The organism is Ruegeria sp. HKCCD7181, from assembly GCF_057221055.1.
Genome location: NZ_JBWVBC010000002.1, coordinates 129,735 through 147,295 on the forward strand (window position 1 = coordinate 129,735; position 17,561 = coordinate 147,295).

12 protein-coding genes and 3 tRNA genes are annotated in these 17,561 nt (G+C 53.7%); 5 read left to right on the plus strand and 10 right to left on the minus strand.

The features are described 5' to 3' along the window. The first annotated feature begins 1 nt into the window (after nt 1). Nucleotides 2-874, plus strand: coding sequence for a 3-hydroxyisobutyrate dehydrogenase (gene mmsB, locus AC2TCY_RS04090; RefSeq protein WP_480845669.1), 873 nt, complete (start codon nt 2-4; stop codon nt 872-874). A gap of 118 nt (nt 875-992) precedes the next feature. Further along, on the plus strand, nt 993-1,376 hold the full coding sequence (locus AC2TCY_RS04095; protein WP_480845671.1) for a hypothetical protein: 384 nt from the start codon (nt 993-995) through the stop codon (nt 1,374-1,376). A 6-nt stretch (nt 1,377-1,382) separates the two neighbouring features. On the opposite strand, the gene uvrA is transcribed toward AC2TCY_RS04095, so the two are convergent. From uvrA to AC2TCY_RS04110, 3 genes are all read right to left on the minus strand, one after another. Then, nucleotides 1,383-4,241 carry an excinuclease ABC subunit UvrA gene (gene uvrA / locus AC2TCY_RS04100; protein WP_480845672.1) on the minus strand — a complete coding sequence of 953 codons (2,859 nt, stop codon included), beginning with the start codon at nt 4,239-4,241 and terminating at the stop codon, nt 1,383-1,385. Between the two features lie 174 nt (nt 4,242-4,415). Beyond that, nucleotides 4,416-4,492 (minus strand) — tRNA-Asp (locus AC2TCY_RS04105). Nucleotides 4,493-4,543: 51 nt separating this feature from the next. Next, nucleotides 4,544-4,620, minus strand: a tRNA-Asp gene (locus AC2TCY_RS04110). A gap of 591 nt (nt 4,621-5,211) precedes the next feature. Here AC2TCY_RS04110 and AC2TCY_RS04115 point away from each other — a divergent pair. After that, nucleotides 5,212-5,286, plus strand: a tRNA-Val gene (locus tag AC2TCY_RS04115). 180 nt (nt 5,287-5,466) lie between these two features. On the opposite strand, the gene AC2TCY_RS04120 is transcribed toward AC2TCY_RS04115, so the two are convergent. Beyond that, nucleotides 5,467-7,032 (minus strand): carbamoyltransferase C-terminal domain-containing protein, encoded by a 1,566-nt coding sequence (locus AC2TCY_RS04120; protein ID WP_480845673.1) that lies wholly within the window; start codon nt 7,030-7,032, stop codon nt 5,467-5,469. Between the two features lie 545 nt (nt 7,033-7,577). On the opposite strand from AC2TCY_RS04120, the gene AC2TCY_RS04125 reads away from it, so the two are divergent. Next, nucleotides 7,578-8,567 carry an SGNH/GDSL hydrolase family protein gene (locus tag AC2TCY_RS04125; RefSeq protein WP_480845675.1) on the plus strand — a complete coding sequence of 330 codons (990 nt, stop codon included), beginning with the start codon at nt 7,578-7,580 and terminating at the stop codon, nt 8,565-8,567. 15 nt (nt 8,568-8,582) lie between these two features. On the opposite strand, the gene AC2TCY_RS04130 is transcribed toward AC2TCY_RS04125, so the two are convergent. Genes AC2TCY_RS04130 through AC2TCY_RS04140 form a run of 3 tightly spaced genes read right to left on the minus strand, consistent with a single transcriptional unit; the run spans nt 8,583 to nt 10,994 of the window. Further along, a complete protein-coding gene (locus AC2TCY_RS04130; RefSeq protein WP_480845676.1) occupies nt 8,583-10,418 on the minus strand; it encodes a carbamoyltransferase family protein in 1,836 nt (611 codons plus the stop codon). A gap of 4 nt (nt 10,419-10,422) precedes the next feature. After that, entirely contained in the window at nt 10,423-10,572 is a 150-nt protein-coding gene (locus AC2TCY_RS04135) for a DUF5989 family protein (RefSeq protein WP_480845677.1), read from the minus strand. A 17-nt stretch (nt 10,573-10,589) separates the two neighbouring features. Beyond that, nucleotides 10,590-10,994 carry an SxtJ family membrane protein gene (locus AC2TCY_RS04140; protein WP_480845678.1) on the minus strand — a complete coding sequence of 135 codons (405 nt, stop codon included), beginning with the start codon at nt 10,992-10,994 and terminating at the stop codon, nt 10,590-10,592. Between the two features lie 631 nt (nt 10,995-11,625). Here AC2TCY_RS04140 and AC2TCY_RS04145 point away from each other — a divergent pair. Then, on the plus strand, nt 11,626-13,212 hold the full coding sequence (locus tag AC2TCY_RS04145; protein ID WP_480845679.1) for an APC family permease: 1,587 nt from the start codon (nt 11,626-11,628) through the stop codon (nt 13,210-13,212). Between the two features lie 56 nt (nt 13,213-13,268). Here AC2TCY_RS04145 and lon read toward each other — a convergent pair whose 3' ends face one another. The 3 genes from lon to tgt form a co-directional block, all read right to left on the minus strand. After that, nucleotides 13,269-15,677 carry an endopeptidase La gene (gene lon, locus AC2TCY_RS04150; protein WP_480845680.1) on the minus strand — a complete coding sequence of 803 codons (2,409 nt, stop codon included), beginning with the start codon at nt 15,675-15,677 and terminating at the stop codon, nt 13,269-13,271. A 233-nt stretch (nt 15,678-15,910) separates the two neighbouring features. Continuing rightward, entirely contained in the window at nt 15,911-16,324 is a 414-nt protein-coding gene (locus AC2TCY_RS04155; protein WP_480845682.1) for a DUF6636 domain-containing protein, read from the minus strand. 92 nt (nt 16,325-16,416) lie between these two features. Beyond that, a complete protein-coding gene (gene tgt / locus AC2TCY_RS04160; protein WP_480845683.1) occupies nt 16,417-17,547 on the minus strand; it encodes a tRNA guanosine(34) transglycosylase Tgt in 1,131 nt (376 codons plus the stop codon). Nucleotides 17,548-17,561: the final 14 nt, after the last annotated feature.

Below are 17,561 nucleotides of genomic sequence, written 5' to 3' on the forward strand. Positions count from 1 at the left end.
GATGAAAATCGGATTCATTGGGCTGGGCAACATGGGTGCACCGATGGCGGCCAATCTGGCACGTGCCGGGCACGAGGTCACAGGTTTTGACATGGCCGACGTAGCTGTCGAAGGCGTTTCATTGGCCTCCTCAAGTACCGAAGTCGCCGCCGGAGCTGACGTCGTCATCACCATGTTGCCCAACGGCCAGATTCTACGTGCCGTAGCAAACGAGATCATCCCCGCCATGAAGGCAGGCTCTGCTTTGGTCGATTGTTCCACTGTAGATGTCGATAGTGCGCGCGCTGTCGCCGAACAGGCAGGTGCCGCCGGTTTGCTTGCAGTTGACGCGCCAGTTTCTGGCGGGATCGGCGGTGCAGCAGCAGGAACGCTGACTTTCATGGCTGGCGGCTCGGACCCGGCATTCGCCAAAGCGGCGCCCCTGTTCGAGATTATGGGGCAGAAAGCGGTTCATTGCGGCGAAGCCGGCGCTGGCCAGGCTGCGAAGATATGCAACAACATGATCTTGGGCGTCACCATGATTGCCACCTGCGAAGCCTTTGCTCTGGCCGACAAATTAGGTCTGGACCGGCAGAAGATGTTTGACGTTGTCAGCACGTCATCCGGCTATAGCTGGACAATGAACGCCTATTGCCCTGCGCCTGGCGTTGGGCCTGAGAGTCCAGCAGACAACGACTACACCCCGGGTTTCGCTGCGGAACTGATGCTGAAGGACCTGCGTCTTAGCCAGCAAGCTGCTGACAGCGCGGATGCTGATACGCCGATGGGACAAATCGCTACGACGCTCTATGAACAGTTTGTCGAACAGGAAGGCGGATTGGGTCGCGACTTCAGCGCCATGCTGCCCCGGTTTGAAAAACGCGGTCGATCCTAGGCCGCCAGTGGCGGGATTTCGCACAACCCAAGCGCACAGGCTGGTAAAACCATCTTTCTGCCACTTAATAGTGGCAGAGAGTAGCGCTGGTTATAAGCAGCGAAGTTGGAGTGTGACGATGAAATCAATGTTGAGCCTTACCGTAATAGCCGCTTTGGCCGTCGGATCTGTTCCTGCGTTGGCTGGGAATGGCAAAGGAAAAGGCAAGTCTAAAGACACATTCGAAGTCTATCGCGTCGCACCGAATTCTGGAAAAAACGGTCATTGCCCCCCGGGGCTGGCGAAGAAGGCAGTGCCCTGCGTTCCACCGGGGCAGGTCAAAAAACGCTATCGGGTCGGAGACCGGATCGACGGTGATTACGCTTGGATCACCGATCCTTACCGCTATGGCCTGAACCGCGGGGGTAATTATGTTCGTGCTGGTGACTATGTTTATCGGGTGAATCCGGATACCCGAAAAGTTCTCAACCTCATCGGTGCTGTGGCCGACATCCTGTACTGATCCAACCTATTCGGCGGCTACACGTTCTGACTTTAGCATGGGTTTGAGGTATTGCCCGGTATAGCTGTGGCTGCACTTTGCGACATCCTCAGGTGTTCCTTCGGAAACAATCTGGCCGCCGCCATCTCCGCCTTCGGGGCCGATATCAATGATCCAATCCGCTGTTTTGACCACATCAAGGTTATGCTCAATCACCACAACCGTATTGCCCTGATCAACCAATTCATGCAGCACTTCCAACAACTTGCGGACATCTTCGAAATGCAGGCCAGTCGTCGGTTCATCCAGGATATAGAGTGTCCGGCCCGTTGAGCGTTTGCTCAATTCCTTTGACAGCTTCACTCGTTGCGCCTCGCCACCCGACAAGGTTGTCGCCTGCTGTCCGACCTTGATATATCCAAGCCCAACACGTGCCAGCGCGTCCATCTTGTCGCGGATCGATGGCACGGCCTTAAAGAACTCTTGCGCGTCTTCCACCGTCATATCAAGGACATCGGCGATAGATTTACCTTTGAACTTGATCTCCAGCGTTTCGCGGTTGTACCTCGCGCCCTTACAGGTCTCACAGGTCACGTAGACGTCGGGAAGAAAGTGCATCTCAATTTTGATGACACCATCGCCTTGACAGGCTTCGCACCGGCCACCTTTGACGTTGAAGCTGAACCGCCCAGGTTTGTATCCTCGCGCTTTGGCTTCGGGCAGGCCCGCGAACCAGTCCCGGATCGGGGTGAAAGCCCCCGTGTAAGTCGCTGGATTCGAACGCGGAGTCCGTCCAATTGGGCGCTGGTCGATATCAATCACCTTATCCAGATGTTCCAGCCCTTTAATGGTTTCGCATGGGGCCGGTGTTTGACGCGCTCCGTTCAAACGCATCGACGCTGTCTTGAAAAGGGTTTCAATCGTCAGCGTCGATTTCCCGCCACCCGACACACCAGTGACACAGACAAACTTGCCTAAAGGAAATTCGGCAGTCACGTTCTTAAGATTGTTTCCGGTCGCTTTGACCACCGTCACCTTGTGCTTTTTACCGTCACGCCGTTCCGCCGGCACGGCGATTTCCCGTGTGCCGGCCAAGTACTGCCCCGTGATCGAGGCGGCATCCCCCGCAATGTGTTCGGGTGTGCCGTGGCTGACCACCTGTCCACCATGAACCCCGGCGCCCGGCCCGATGTCAAAAACGTAATCCGCTTCGCGGATGGCTTCTTCATCATGCTCAACGACGATGACTGTGTTGCCCTGATCCCGAAGGTTCTTGAGCGTATCCAGCAATCGGTCATTGTCTCGTTGGTGCAAACCAATCGAAGGTTCGTCCAAAACGTACAGAACACCGGTCAGACCCGATCCAATCTGGCTGGCCAGACGAATACGCTGGCTTTCGCCACCCGACAGGGTGCCACTTGAGCGTGACAGCGTAAGATATTCTAAACCAACGTTATTTAGAAATCCAAGCCGCTCGCGGATTTCCTTGAGAATGGCACGTGCAATTTCATTCTTTTGCTTACTTAGATGGTTCGGCGCGTCCTCAATCCAGGCCAGCGCCTCGCGGATCGACATTTGGACCACCTGCCCAACATGCAGACCCGCTATCTTGACGGCCAGCGCTTCGGCCCGCAGCCGATAGCCATTACACGTGCCACATGGGCGGTTGTTTTGGTACCGCTCGAATTCTTCTCGAATCCAGGCGCTGTCGGTTTCGCGATAGCGGCGCTCCATGTTCGGGATCACGCCCTCAAAGCTGCGCGTAACCTGATAGACCCGCCCACCTTCGTCATAGCGGAATTGGATTTCTTCTTCTCCAGACCCGCGCAGGAACACCTGCTGAACATGGGCCGGAAGATCTTTCCACGGCGTGTTCTTATCGAACTCATAATGCCGGGCAATTGCCTCGATAGTTTGCAGAAAATAAGGTGACTTGCCCTTGCGCCACGGCGCCAAAGCTCCGTCATAGAGTTTCAGCGTCTGATCCGGAACCACCAACCGTTCATCAAAAAACAACTCGACACCCAGACCGTCACAGTCCGGGCAGGCTCCGAAAGGCGCGTTAAAAGAAAACAGGCGTGGTTCAATTTCCGGGATAGTGAACCCGCTGACAGGACAGGCAAAATTTTCGCTAAAGGTGATACGTTCAGGATCCCCTTCTCGTGGTGCCGTTTCGAGGATCGCAATTCCATCGGCTAGATCAAGCGCGGTTCGCAAACTGTCAGCCAGACGAGTTTCCATCCCTTCGCGTATCACGAGCCGGTCAACAACCACGTCAATATCATGACGGAACTTCTTATCCAGTGTCGGTGGTTCGTCCAACTCATAGAACTCCCCATCCACCTTTACACGCTGAAACCCCTGTTTTCGCAGCTCCAGAAACTCTTTTTTGTATTCGCCTTTTCGGTCCCGCACGATGGGGGCAAGAAGGTAACCGCGTGTACCCTCCTCCATCGTCATAATCCGATCGACCATATCCTGCACTTGTTGTGCCTCGATCGGCAGTCCGGTTGCCGGGCTGTACGGCGTACCCGCACGGGCAAAAAGCAGACGCAGGTAATCGTAAATCTCGGTGACAGTTCCCACGGTGGAACGCGGATTTTTCGACGTCGTCTTTTGCTCGATGGATATCGCGGGAGAAAGGCCGCTAATGTGATCGACATCCGGCTTTTCCATCATGTCCAGGAACTGCCGCGCATAGGCAGATAAGCTTTCTACATATCGCCGCTGCCCTTCGGCGTAGACGGTATCAAAGGCTAATGACGATTTACCCGAACCAGACAACCCGGTGATCACGACCAACTGATCGCGCGGAATATCTACATCAATGTTTTTGAGGTTATGTTCGCGTGCGCCGCGCACCTCGATATTCTTTAGCTCAGCCATCGTGGCCCCCAATTCACCAGTGATCTAGAAATAAGCGAGCCACACTGAGTCTCCAACCGAAAAATTAGAACAAAGTGTGAACTGATGGATTATTGCCGACACCTACTGACACCGGATACCATACCAACGCCCTTCAGATCGAAGGGCTATGTCACAATCAGGCGTTTTGGGAAATGGCGCGGTTGACGGGGCTCGAACCCGCGACCCCCGGCGTGACAGGCCGGTACTCTAACCAACTGAGCTACAACCGCGCATTTAGGGTCTATGTCCGATCCATTTGCCCGGATCAAAGGCTGGCAACGTGGCGCGGTTGACGGGGCTCGAACCCGCGACCCCCGGCGTGACAGGCCGGTACTCTAACCATCTGAGCTACAACCGCCCGCTGCCCGTTCGTTACTGAACGTTTGGGTGTATTATGGTCCTGCCCCGACATCGTCAAGCGGCGTTTTGAAGTTTTTTTGCAGAGCGCAATTTTTTGTAGTCTCTTAGGCTGCCTTTGCCATCGCTTGTGACCAAAAGAAACCGCGTAAAGACAGGCCGGAGAACAAGAAACACTTGGCTCCTTATCGGGTTTGTGCATTTGACTTAATCTGCGCCATTGAAACTTGTATCTCGCCGCAGCATCCATTGCGTTCGCATGTGGCTATATACACTTTCCCACTTCTGCCGATCAAAGGCTTGGCTCGTCACCAGGCTTCATTTTGATCCTTAACGACAAAAACAAAAAGTGGATCAGTTAAGTGGAAAATTGTTTTTTGCAGCAAGTTAGCAGCCGTTCTCTTTGCGTTCTCATCCTATGCCGTAGAAGTAACCGGCGGTTTTCTCAACCTCGGCAACTCTACATTCACCGGCAGTGACTACCCGACCATCCCGGCGTTTGATCTTTTGCTACGGTGATTTGCGCCGAGGCATTCTCGCCTCTCACGCCCCCTTGCGACAAAACCAGAGTCGGGGTATCAGGCGATCATACGGGTGATTAGCTCAGTGGTAGAGCGCTTCGTTCACATCGAAGATGTCAGGAGTTCAAATCTCTTATCACCCACCATTTCCTCAATAGACAGCAGACCCTTACGAAGTGTTCTCAGAACTTGTGGGAACATACCCGCTCTGTATCTTATTCAGGTCATCTCAGTTATGTTTGATGTGTGTTTTCTTTGCTGACAACACAAGGCTGCCCGCCCCCAGCCTCCCTGCCAGTGCAGCAAGCTCACTTAGGGAATTCGGTTTAGTGAAACCGGTAAAGGGACAGGCCGGCGACAACTCCATCAAGGCCAGCGGAACGCGCGTAGTGATAGAGATCACTGGTATTGTTAATGAACCCAGCCCCCTGAAAGTTCAAAGATGTGTTGCACAGAACACCTACCCCGGAGACCGCCCTGAACTCCTTGAGCAAATTGTATAACATCGAGTTCTGGTCTTGCCGGACCGTCTGCAAACGCGCCGATCCGTCCATATGCGTGACAGCTTTTAGCTTGGGGTCTATTACTTTCGAAAAATGGAGCATGTAGGGCGATGGCCCAGACCACTCAAAATGCTTCGACACGTCTTCTTCAAGGCAGACCGGCGCAATTGGAGCATCAAAGGCGCGGCCTTTCATTCTATTCAGCCTGTCGCGCGTTTTTGTGTTGAACGGAGCGGCAAGTATCGATCGGTTTCCAAGCGCACGCGGACCCAGTTCACAATTCCCAAGGGCCCAACCAATTATCATTCCATCGTTCAGCGCGGATGCGACCTCCTGCAAATTCAGTTCGCTAACGATGACATCTTCCATGTCGGACTGATCGTCGCAGAATGGTGGCCCCGCATAGACAGTCCAATCTAATTTGGCACGCCCTGTGAAATGGCGCATCGCATCCACGGCTGTTCCAATGGCGCTTCCAGAATCGTTTGTGCAGGGTGGAACAAACACTTCGCGGAAAAGCCCACAGTCGCGCCATCGGGTGTTCCAATCGCAATTCAGCCCGCATCCGCCAGAAATAAGCAACGGAAATCCCTTGGTCAGTTTCGTTCGGGCGAATTCATAGAATGCCGAAAACACGGCCTCCGAAAATTTTGCCGCTAAATCCTGAAACCTTTGTGTGCCGACGCCAATGTTGTGAAAAGGTGAAGATCGGAAATCATCCTTGGCCAAAGGATTTTCCCCAGCGTTACTGCCCAACAAAGCACTTATCAGTTCCTGCGCCTCAGCGTCGGTTTCGTTGATTTTTCCAAGCGCACTGGCCGCCATCAATTTGCCTGCGCTGCTTTTTCTGCGTGCGCCGTTCAAGTGCGGAAATTCAGGATCAGCAAGCGCATAGAGAAACGAAAACTTCTGACCGGGGCTGGTCATTACCCGACCCAGATGGTGAATTTTCAAATCACCGTCGATTTCGTAAAAATCTCCCAACGCGCCTTCCCAAACCAGCGCATAGCAGGGCTCGCCTTGCTCGAAGGGAGACATTGCATAAGCCGACCAGATATGTGACCGCTCATGTGTGGACGAGTAGAAATCCAGAGACTTACCAAAAAACCTCTTCTTTCCGACGATCTCCGAGGAGTCTCCAACTCCGAAATACCCGGCACCAGAACGTGAAGAATGGTCTACCCCTGTTGCAGACCAGCCGCTGAGCGCCAAAACGTCGGGCAGCTGGTCGAACCACAAGGCCGCATTGATCAGCGTATCCGGGTTAACTGGTGCATTGCGCGGAAAGCTGTCTTTTTCTGCTTCGTAGGAAAACAAAAGGCTCTGCTCGCGTGCATTTACACCCGCAATCGAGCCGTCATGCCCAGGATTGATGGAAAAGATCTTCATGGATTCAAACGGGTCGCTTCCTTGTCAGTTATCGTTCAAATGAAGCAAGTCAGACATATGCGGTTAAACGTAGCCGACAGTGATACTAGGCGGAAAGGTCAAAATTGTAATCTCGAAGAACACGCTAATTTCGCCCGAACACTTGAGCAGATAGAGCGACAAACAGCAAAGATTGACGTTTCAATGTGCGCAAAACGTCAACAATTGCCGATAAGACTTGCGATTATTCACCTTTCGTTAGGCCGGAAAAGTGCCTCTTATACCCGATGATACATCGCCGCTGGTCGGGCCCACAGCCGACCGTTATACAAACTGAGATGGAAGTTTCATGCGCTGCAAAAAAGAACATCGTTTTCGCGTTGGTGGTAGTCTTTGCCCTCTACCTCGTTGCGATGGTTGGAGACTTCCTTTTGATGCGGGCGATCAATGCGCAGGTTGATGCTGTCGGGGGCGAAGGCCGACGGATCATGAACGAACGATACCAGACGCAGGATCGGGAGCTGATCGCTAACGCCGAAAAGGCCGGGTACAAGTACCGAATTCTATTGCCGCTTCTGATCGAGAAAACCCGCGACCTGAGCGACCTGGGCCGCGACCTAGGATATGCACCGCTCGGCCTGGAGGCGAACGCGAAGCTCTTTGTCTGTAACGAAGGGCACGAGCCGCTAATGCTCACAACTGATCGTTTCGGCTTTCGCAACCAGGATTCTATCTGGGAGACCCAAAACAGTGAGCTTGTTCTGATTGGGGATTCATTCGCCTTCGGTGTTTGCCAGCAGGAGCGACACACAATTGCCGGGCTACTTGCCGATCGATACACCATTCGGAACCTGTCATTTCCAGGCGCGACAGCTGTTCACTATGCGGCAATGCTTAAGACTTTCGGTCCGAAAATAGATGCGGACAACGTTGTCATGATCTTCTACGCGAACGACAACAAGCCCATTAAGACCTCGCAAGTTTACCACGATATCTTTTTCGGCCCTCAGGCCGATACGTCCGGTTTTTTTGACGGCTCTGAAGCCATTGCGCCAGCGTCCGCACATCATGAATTCTACACGTTAGCCCGCGCTGGCGTTCTTGCCGATTCGAAAGCAGCTAAACCAAGAGAAACCGGGTTTCTGGCTCGCAACCTTCGGCGTGCGGAAAAACTGCTATCGCACTACAACTTCCCGGCCGTGCGGGCCCTGATGACTTCGTATTTTGACGCTCAAAAGGGTTCGACCGAGTCCGTAAACCTAGCGGTCAAAACTCTCAAAGGTCATTGCCTGGACACGGGTTGTACACCACTCATAATTTACATTCCGAACAGCCAGTTCTGGGATCCAGATTTAAGATCACCCGAGTTTGCAAGTTTGGTTGCCCAGATAGCCGGGGAAAATGGCATCCCCTACCTAGATTTTACGAACGAGTTAAACAGCCTTGGCCGCGAGGCCTATGCAAATGCCGGAATTCACTTATCCAAGACCGGTTACGCCTTGGTTGCAGATGCAATTAACAGCTTTTTTGAACAAGGCGACGTTGCATTGGATTGATCGGTGCATCCACGATCAATCCAGTTCGTATTTTTCCTCGTAGTTTTCGGCAAGGCTGGGGTCCTGGTCTTCCTTGCGGAGAAAGGCGTTGCCAACGACCAGAACCTCGATCCCCGTCCCCATGAAACAACGGAACGCGTCCTCGGGGGTACAAACGATCGGCTCGCCCCGTACATTGAATGACGTATTCACGACCACCGGGCAGCCCGTTCGTTCCGCGAATGCACCAATCAACGCATGGTATCTGGGGTTAGTTTCCTTATGCACAGTTTGAACGCGAGCTGAATAATCCACGTGCGTAATCGCCGGAATATCAGAGCGTTTCACATTCAGCTTCTCGATACCGAAAAGGCGACTTTCCTCGTCTGACATTTGCTGGCGAATGTCTTCTTTCACATCAGCGACAAGCAACATATAGGGGCTATCATAATCAAGTTCGAACCAGTCGTTCACGTGCTCCCGCAATACGGAAGGTGCGAAAGGTCGGAAGCTCTCCCTGTATTTCACTTTTAGATTCAAAACCTTCTGCATTGTAGGCGAGCGAGGATCACCAAGAATCGAACGTCCACCCAATGCTCGGGGACCAAATTCCATACGTCCCTGAAACCATCCGACCGCCTTTTCCTGTGACAAGGCTTCAGAAGTTCTGGCGATAATTTCCTTTTCGGGAAGAATCTCAAATCGGGCGCCGGCTTGCTCAAGCTGTTCAGCGATTTCTTGATCGTCGAAAGACGGCCCCAAATAAGCTCCTTGCATCGCATCACCACTAGGCAAGGTGCGGGGCATTTTCATCTCGTCGTGCCAAGCACCCAGTGCCGCACCCAATGCACCGCCCGCGTCTCCGGCGGCGGGCTGAATCCAGATGTCCTTAAAGGCACCATCACGCAGAATTTTGCCATTGGCCACGCAATTGAGCGCAACACCACCGGCCATACACAAGTTCGGGCAATCATATTCCTTGGCCAACGCTCGGGTCATACGCAGGACAACCTCCTCCGTCGCGGCCTGCACTGACGCAGCAATATCCATGTGAAACTGCGTCAGGTCGTCGGTTTCGGGCTCACGGACAGGCTGGCCGAAAAGGTCAGAAAACGCCTGATTTGTCATGGTCAGGCCGTGCGTGTAATTGAAGTAGGATTGATTGAGCTTGTAAGAACCATCCTCTTTCACATCAATCAGGTTATCAAGGATGGTATCTTTGTACTTGGGCTCACCATATGGCGCGAGACCCATTACCTTGTACTCGCCGGAATTCACCTTGAAGCCAGTATAGTATGTGAAGGCAGAGTAAAGCAGACCCAGCGAGTGCGGAAAGTGAATCTCTTTGTCGATCTTCAGGTCATTGCCATTCCCCATTGCAACTGTGGTCGTCGCCCACTCTCCAACGCCGTCTAAGGTCAGGACCACGGCCTGATCGAATGGCGAAGGATAAAACGCACTGGCCGCGTGGCTGAAGTGGTGTTCAGAGAACATTAGCCGCTCACCGGTAAATCCCTTTTCGAACTGGCGAAGCTCGCGAACCAAAAGATCCTTTAGAAACAGTTTTTCGCGCAGCCAGACAGGCATCGCCTTGCGAAATGAGTTGAATCCCTTTGGCGCCGTCGCAAGATAGGTTTCAAGCAGACGTTCAAATTTGAGAAACGGTTTGTCATAAAAAACAACGGTTTCGACATCGGCCAGAGTGATGCCCGCCTCGGACAACACATAGCGCACAGCGTTCTGAGGGAACCGCGCGTCGTGTTTTTTCCTGCTGAAACGCTCTTCCTGCGCTGCAGCGATGATTTCACCATCGTTGATCAGAGCAGCCGCGCTGTCGTGGTACAGCGCGGAAACGCCAAGTATATAAGTCATGTGATTAAAACAGCGTGTAAATGAAGGGCGCGACTGCAGATCCCTGGCTCAGGACAATCAATGCACCAAACAGGGCCAGCACCAGTATCACCGGAAAAAGCCAAAACTTTTTGCGAACTCTCAAAAAAGCCCAAAGTTCAGATACAAAAGACATGTTAGATTTCTCCCAATTTAGAATTGGTTTTTCATACTGTTCGGAGGGTCCGTGCGCTTGATCCAGTAGGATTGTGCATCCCTATCCAGCTTCTGGCCAAGAAGATCTTTGCCAAAAAGCCTCATTAAGCCGCCAATGGTTACGAAAGTCGTCAGAAAAACGAGCGCCATTACAATCGGTGCCACGATGGCCCCAAGCAACAAGCCAAATTTGAACCACATTCTGTTGGGCCACTTCAAAACCCTTGGCGCAACAAATGACAAAGCCAGAAAGACAGCGGCAATAACCAGGGCCCAGATCCGAATTCCTTCGCCACCGGTCAATGGCCACAAAGCGACAATGGCAAACACAACTCCAAAAACGACGCCAAAATTGCGTTCGGATCCCATTTCAACAGACACATTTGATGTGTGGTCGGACATGTCACGACCTCCCGTAGTCTAAGATTGAAACCTCATAACTATTCATTTTGCTGCACCACAGTATCGCCAGCACCTACCACGCGGGACAGGCCTCCATCTGATCTTCACAGTCGTAAAGAAACCTCGACTGACAGTATGTTCGTTGAAACGTAATATGAAAAATGGGTTTATGTACATGACATGAAAGCTAAACGTTTCCTTACAATGGACATTCAGGTGAAAGTATCTGGGCTTTGAAAATCAGTTCGAAATCGAGAAATCACTTTGCGCCACCCATAACCTTTAACCCCAAATCTTCACTCACACTCACAACACGCACCGCCTACATTACAGCAGCATGGCAAACCTCATTACTCAAGTTGATACCCGGTTCGAACATATGGCCACAAAATTCTGCATTTGTTTACATATTCGCACAAATAGATACCCCTGCACCACTTTGTTGAGCCTCAGTTTACCTTGAGCAATTTCGAGATTGATCTAGGCATGGATATTAAGCCCACTCATCCTTAAAAAATCCCTGTCGCCGATCCTTCTCAGTAATTTGGTGGGCTTGTCACGCATCTGACGCGCTGACTATCCTGAGGCGATTGGCCGTGTCCCCCACGGCGCAAAGCAGCAGGATCGGGGCATGGCAAAGCTGAAACGGGATATCGGCCTGATCGGCCTGACGTTCATCTCGGTCGGTGGCATCATCGGGTCAGGATGGCTGTTTGGGCCATTGCTGGCGGTGCAACATGCCGGACCCGCAGCGGTTCTGTCGTGGATCATTGGCGCCTTCGCGATGTTCACTCTGGCGATCACCTTTGCAGAAATCTCGGCCATGCTGCCGATCCCGGGCGGGATTGCCCGCGTGCCCCAGTTCTCGCACGGCAACATTGTTTCCATGGCGATGGGCTGGACAGCTTGGATTGGATACAACACCACCGCGCCGATCGAGGTCGAAGCCATGCTGAAATACCTCGCCCCTTACGCACCCTGGCTACATACGGCAGATACAGGCGACCTAACCGGAGCGGGAATTGCAGTTGCGCTGTTCTTTATGCTGGTGTTCGTTGCGGTCAACGCACTGGGCGTCAAGTTCTTCGCTCAGGTGAACGCGGTGCTGACCTGGGCCAAGATTGCCATACCCGTCTTCCTGTCCGCCGTGTTGATTGCAAGCCGCTTTGAGGTACAGAATTTCACTCAGCCCAACGGGTTTGCCCCCTATGGGCTGCAAGGCATCATGGCCGCAGTTTCGACCGGAGGCATCATCTTTTCCTTCATCGGGTTTCGCCACGTGGTCGACATGGCCGGAGAAGTTCGGAACCCGAAATTTGCCATCCCAGCCGCTCTGGTATTGTCCATCATCCTGTGCGCCGCCATCTATCTAGGTCTTCAGGTGGCCTTTATCGGCTCCCTTGATCCAAAGATGATCAGCAACGGCTGGGCCAGCCTGAACTTTGGCGGCCAGGGTCCGCTGGACGGTGTCATCATGTCTGTTGGAATTCTGTGGTTTCTCAGCTTGCTGAACATCGGTTCGGTTATCGGGCCCTTCGGTAATGGGCTGGTCGCGACGGGATCGAACGCACGTATCGCGCTGGCTCTGTCACAAAACGGATTTCTGCCGCGGAGGTTGCAGATGTTATCCTCGTTCGGTGTTCCGCTTTGGGCGCTGGCACTGAACTTTTTGATCGGCATCCTGTTCCTGCTCACCGTCCCATTTACGACCGTCATCGCGCTGAACGGCGCGGCAATTGTGCTGTCCTTTGCCGTAGGGCCAGTCGCCGTGGTCTGCCTGCGCGACCTCTTGCCAGATCGCCCCCGCTCGATCCGCATTCCTGCGGTCAAACTTGTCGGACTATCCGCTTTCGCCATCGCAACTCTGATCGTTTACTGGAGCGGATGGGACACCGTCTGGCGGCTTGGCATCGCCATCGTTGTTGGGATGGTGTTGCTGCTGATCCGGTTCCACAATCGCCTCGACGCAATGGATGTGACCGAAGCATTGTGGCTCGTCCCCTACTTCAGCGGCATCGGCCTGATCTCGTATCTGGGCCAATTTGGCGAGGGTGCGTTGAAGCAAATCCCGTTTGGATGGGACATAGTTCTATGCGTCCTGTTTTCCGCAGTCATCTTTGCGCTGGCTATTCGGTCAGCCTTACCCGCAAAAAAGTTTCGCGAATACATCGCTGAAGAGGAGGTTTTGGACCCGAAAAAGCCCGTTATCGGTCTGTAATCAAAGAAAAAAGGCGAGGTGTAAACCTCGCCTTTTCTTGTCATCTTCAGTCAGTTTCAGTGCGCTGTGGCAGACTGACTCGCACCATCACTGGACTTGGCTGCCGCTGCGGCCGCCTCTTCAGCGGCTTCATCCCACTCAATCGATTCTGGCTTGCGCACCAGAGCCTGCTTGAGAACTTCCGACACGTGCTTGACGGGGATGATCGTCAGCCCCTCTTTGACGTTGTCCGGAATATCCGCCAGATCCTTTTCGTTCTCTTCGGGAATAAGAACGGTCTTGATCCCGCCGCGCAATGCAGCCAGCAGTTTCTCTTTAAGCCCGCCAATCGGCATCGCGTTCCCGCGCAGTGACACCTCGCCAGTCATGGCAATGTCCTTGCGTACCGGGATACCGGTCAACACAGACACAATCGATGTAACCATGGCCAGTCCGGCCGAGGGACCGTCCTTGGGTGTAGCCCCATCTGGGACGTGCACGTGGATATCCAATTTGTCGAACTGCGGTGGCTTCACACCGATCTGGGGAGAAATGGACCGCACATACGACGATGCCGCGTCGATGGATTCTTTCATCACATCGCCCAGTTTACCGGTGGTCTTCATCCGACCTTTGCCCGGTAGTTTTAGGGCTTCGATATGCAACAGGTCACCACCGACCGAGGTCCACGCCAAGCCAGTGACAACACCAACCTGATCGTCCTGTTCGGCAAGGCCATAACGGAACTTGGGCACACCAAGAAATTCATCAAGATTTTCCGGCGTCACCTTAACGGCCTCGGCTTCTTTCTTGATGATCTTTGTCAGCGATTTCCGCGCCACCTTGGCGATTTCGCGCTCAAGGTTCCGGACACCCGCCTCCCGCGTATAGGTGCGGATGATCGCTTGCAGCGCCTCATCGGTCAGCTCAAACTCCTTGCCCTTCAGGCCATGGTTCTTGATCTGCTTGTCGATCAGGTGCTGCTTGGCAATCTCGCTTTTTTCGTCCTCGGTGTAACCTGCCAGCGGAATGATCTCCATCCGATCCAGCAAAGGCCCGGGCATGTTGTAGCTGTTGGATGTGGTCAGGAACATCACGTTCGACAAGTCATATTCCACCTCAAGATAGTGGTCCATGAACGTATTGTTCTGTTCGGGATCCAACACCTCGAGCATGGCCGAAGCCGGGTCGCCACGGAAGTCCTGCCCCATCTTGTCGATCTCGTCGAGCAGGATGAGCGGGTTTGTGGTTTTCGCCTTTTTCAGCGCCTGGATGATCTTGCCGGGCATCGAACCGATATAGGTCCGACGGTGACCGCGAATCTCGGATTCGTCACGCACGCCACCCAAGCTGATGCGAATGAACTCTCGCCCCGTTGCTCTGGCAACAGATTTACCCAGCGAGGTCTTACCGACACCCGGCGGGCCAACGAGGCACATGATCGGGCCCTTCAGCTTCTTCGAACGCTGTTGAACCGCCAAATATTCGACAATCCGTTCCTTGACCTTCTCAAGCCCATAGTGGTCATCATCCAGAATGGCTTGCGCGCGGCTAAGATCCTTTTTGACGCGAGACTTGGTGCCCCACGGTAGTGCAAGAATCCAGTCCAGATAGTTGCGTACAACGGTTGCTTCGGCAGACATGGGCGACATGTTCTTGAGCTTTTTCAGCTCACCCTCGGCCTTTTCACGCGCTTCTTTCGACAGCTTGGTCTCAGCGATCTTGGCTTCCAGCTCAGCAACTTCGTTCGAGCCGTCCTCGCCGTCGCCCAGCTCCTTCTGAATGGCCTTCATCTGCTCATTCAGATAGTATTCGCGCTGGGTCTTCTCCATCTGGGTTTTGACGCGGGTCTTGATCTTTTTCTCTACCTGCAGCACGGACATTTCGCCCTGCATCAGGCCATAAACCTTCTCAAGCCGCTCGCTGACGCTCAGGGTTTCAAGCAGTTCTTGCTTTTGCTCAACTTCGATCCCCAGATGACCCGAGACCAGATCGGCCAGCTTTGCAGGCTCGGCGGTTTCGCCGACGGCGGCCAGCGCCTCTTCGGGGATGTTCTTACGCACCTTGGCATAACGTTCGAATTCGTCCGCAACAGTGCGCAAAAGCGCCTCTGTGGTGGTGACGTCGCCGGGGATTTCAGTCAGGTATTCCGCGCGGGCTTCGAAAAAATCTTCGTTTTCAAGGAATTCCGTGATCTCAACGCGCGCCTGCCCTTCAACCAACACTTTGACGGTGCCATCAGGTAGCTTAAGCAGCTGCAACACATTGGCGAGAACACCCGTCCGGTAGATACCGTCGATTTCCGGGTCATCGACACTGGGGTCGATCTGGCTGGACAACAGAATTTGCTTGTCGTCCTGCATCACCTCTTCCAGCGCGCGGACCGATTTGTCTCGGCCCACAAACAGCGGCACGATCATATGTGGGAATACCACGATATCGCGCAGCGGCAGGACGGGGTATGAGGAATTCAGAGGCTCTTGCATGCTCTATCCTTATCATTGGCAAGACGACATCGGTCCCTGATTCAGGCAACCCTTGGCCGTCTCCTGTCTTGGACGATTAAGGTGGGGCACCTGTTACCCCATTTCAACCTTATCGCCGTGTGTCGTGATGCAGCATGGCCCGATGATTTGGCGACTGCAAGACATCGAACAGACATATCCACCGATTTTGCGGTCTCACATCACTAAGACTGACCAGATAACGCCGAATACGGTCAAAATACCTTCTGAACGGCCCGGGAAAGAAAGAAACCGTGACCGACTTCGTTTTCGCACTCCAGACCTTTTTCTGACGAATGGCATACGAACCCGCCAAACCGACCAGTTACGCCATATTCAGCCCGGTCAAAGCCATCGCGATTATAGCTGAGGGGTTGGCATAACATTCTAACCGCACCGGTATTCGTCATGAAAAAGTCATGGCCCCAATTCGAAAGGCAATCTGAGGGACGCGGCAAAGCTGGTGAGCCTGAGCGTTCGATTATTGTGCAGGAAAGGTCAGAGACACCGGATTCTTCCCCAACGACACACTGAATATTCTCGGACGGCGTCTCAAACGTCCACACATCTGCATGCGCAACCGAAGCGATAAAGGCGAAAATAACGAAGAAAGCAGAAAAACGAGGCATAGAATCCTCCTGAACAAACAAAGAAATTTGCTGAAATAGACTGTTTGCAGAATAGCAAATTTTGCACGGTTTGTCACCGCTACCGCCACAATCTACAGTGGTTCGATATCGCCTTGTTCCCGCAGAGCGTGGAACTGTGCCTGCCATGCGTCAAATGTACCCGCAGTGATCGCATCGCGCATGCCCTGCATAATTTCCTGAAAATAGTGCAAATTGTGCCAGGTCAACAACATGCCTGAGATCATCTCATTGGCGCGAAACACGTGATGCAAATAGGCGCGAGAGTAATTTGAACAGGCCGGGCACGAGCAGGCCTCGTCCAGCGGGCGCGGGTCATCGGCATGACGGGCGTTCTTGATGTTCACCACGCCGAACCGAGTGAAAACTTGACCTGTCCGTCCCGAGCGCGACGGCAGCACGCAATCCATCATGTCGATCCCACGCGCGACAGCACCGACGATGTCGTCGGGTTTACCGACGCCCATCAGATAGCGCGGCTTGTCCACAGGCAGAAAGTCCGGGGCATAGTCGAGACAGGAGAACATCGCCTCCTGCCCTTCGCCTACCGCCAGCCCACCGACAGCATAGCCCTCGAAGCCTACGTTTTTCAGGGCTTCTGCGCTTTCTTCGCGCAAGTCCTGCTCCAATCCTCCTTGCATGATGCCAAACAGTGCATGACCCGGCCGGTCACCAAACGCCTCGCGCGATCTATCAGCCCAACGCATCGATAGGCGCATGGAATCGGCAATGCGGTTGCGATCCGCCGGCAACGCCGGGCATTCGTCAAAACACATGACGATATCCGAGCCCAACAAACGTTGAATCTCCATCGACCGCTCTGGCGTCAGCTCGTGCTTCGACCCGTCAATATGAGATTTGAACGTCACGCCCTTTTCGGTCAGTTTGCGCAAGCCGGCGAGCGACATGACCTGAAACCCACCCGAGTCGGTCAGAATTGGACGTTCCCAATTCATAAACTTGTGCAACCCACCCAACTTGTCGATCCGCTCGGCCGTAGGGCGCAGCATCAGGTGGTAGGTATTGCCCAACAGGATGTCCGCGCCGGTCGCGCGCACGCTCTCGGGCATCATCGCTTTGACCGTGGCCGCCGTGCCGACAGGCATGAAGGCCGGGGTACGCACCTCGCCTCGCGGGGTGTTGATCACGCCGGTGCGGGCCTTGCCGTCGGTGGCTTTGAGGTTAAAGGAGAAACGGTCGGTCATCTTGATGCCTCGGG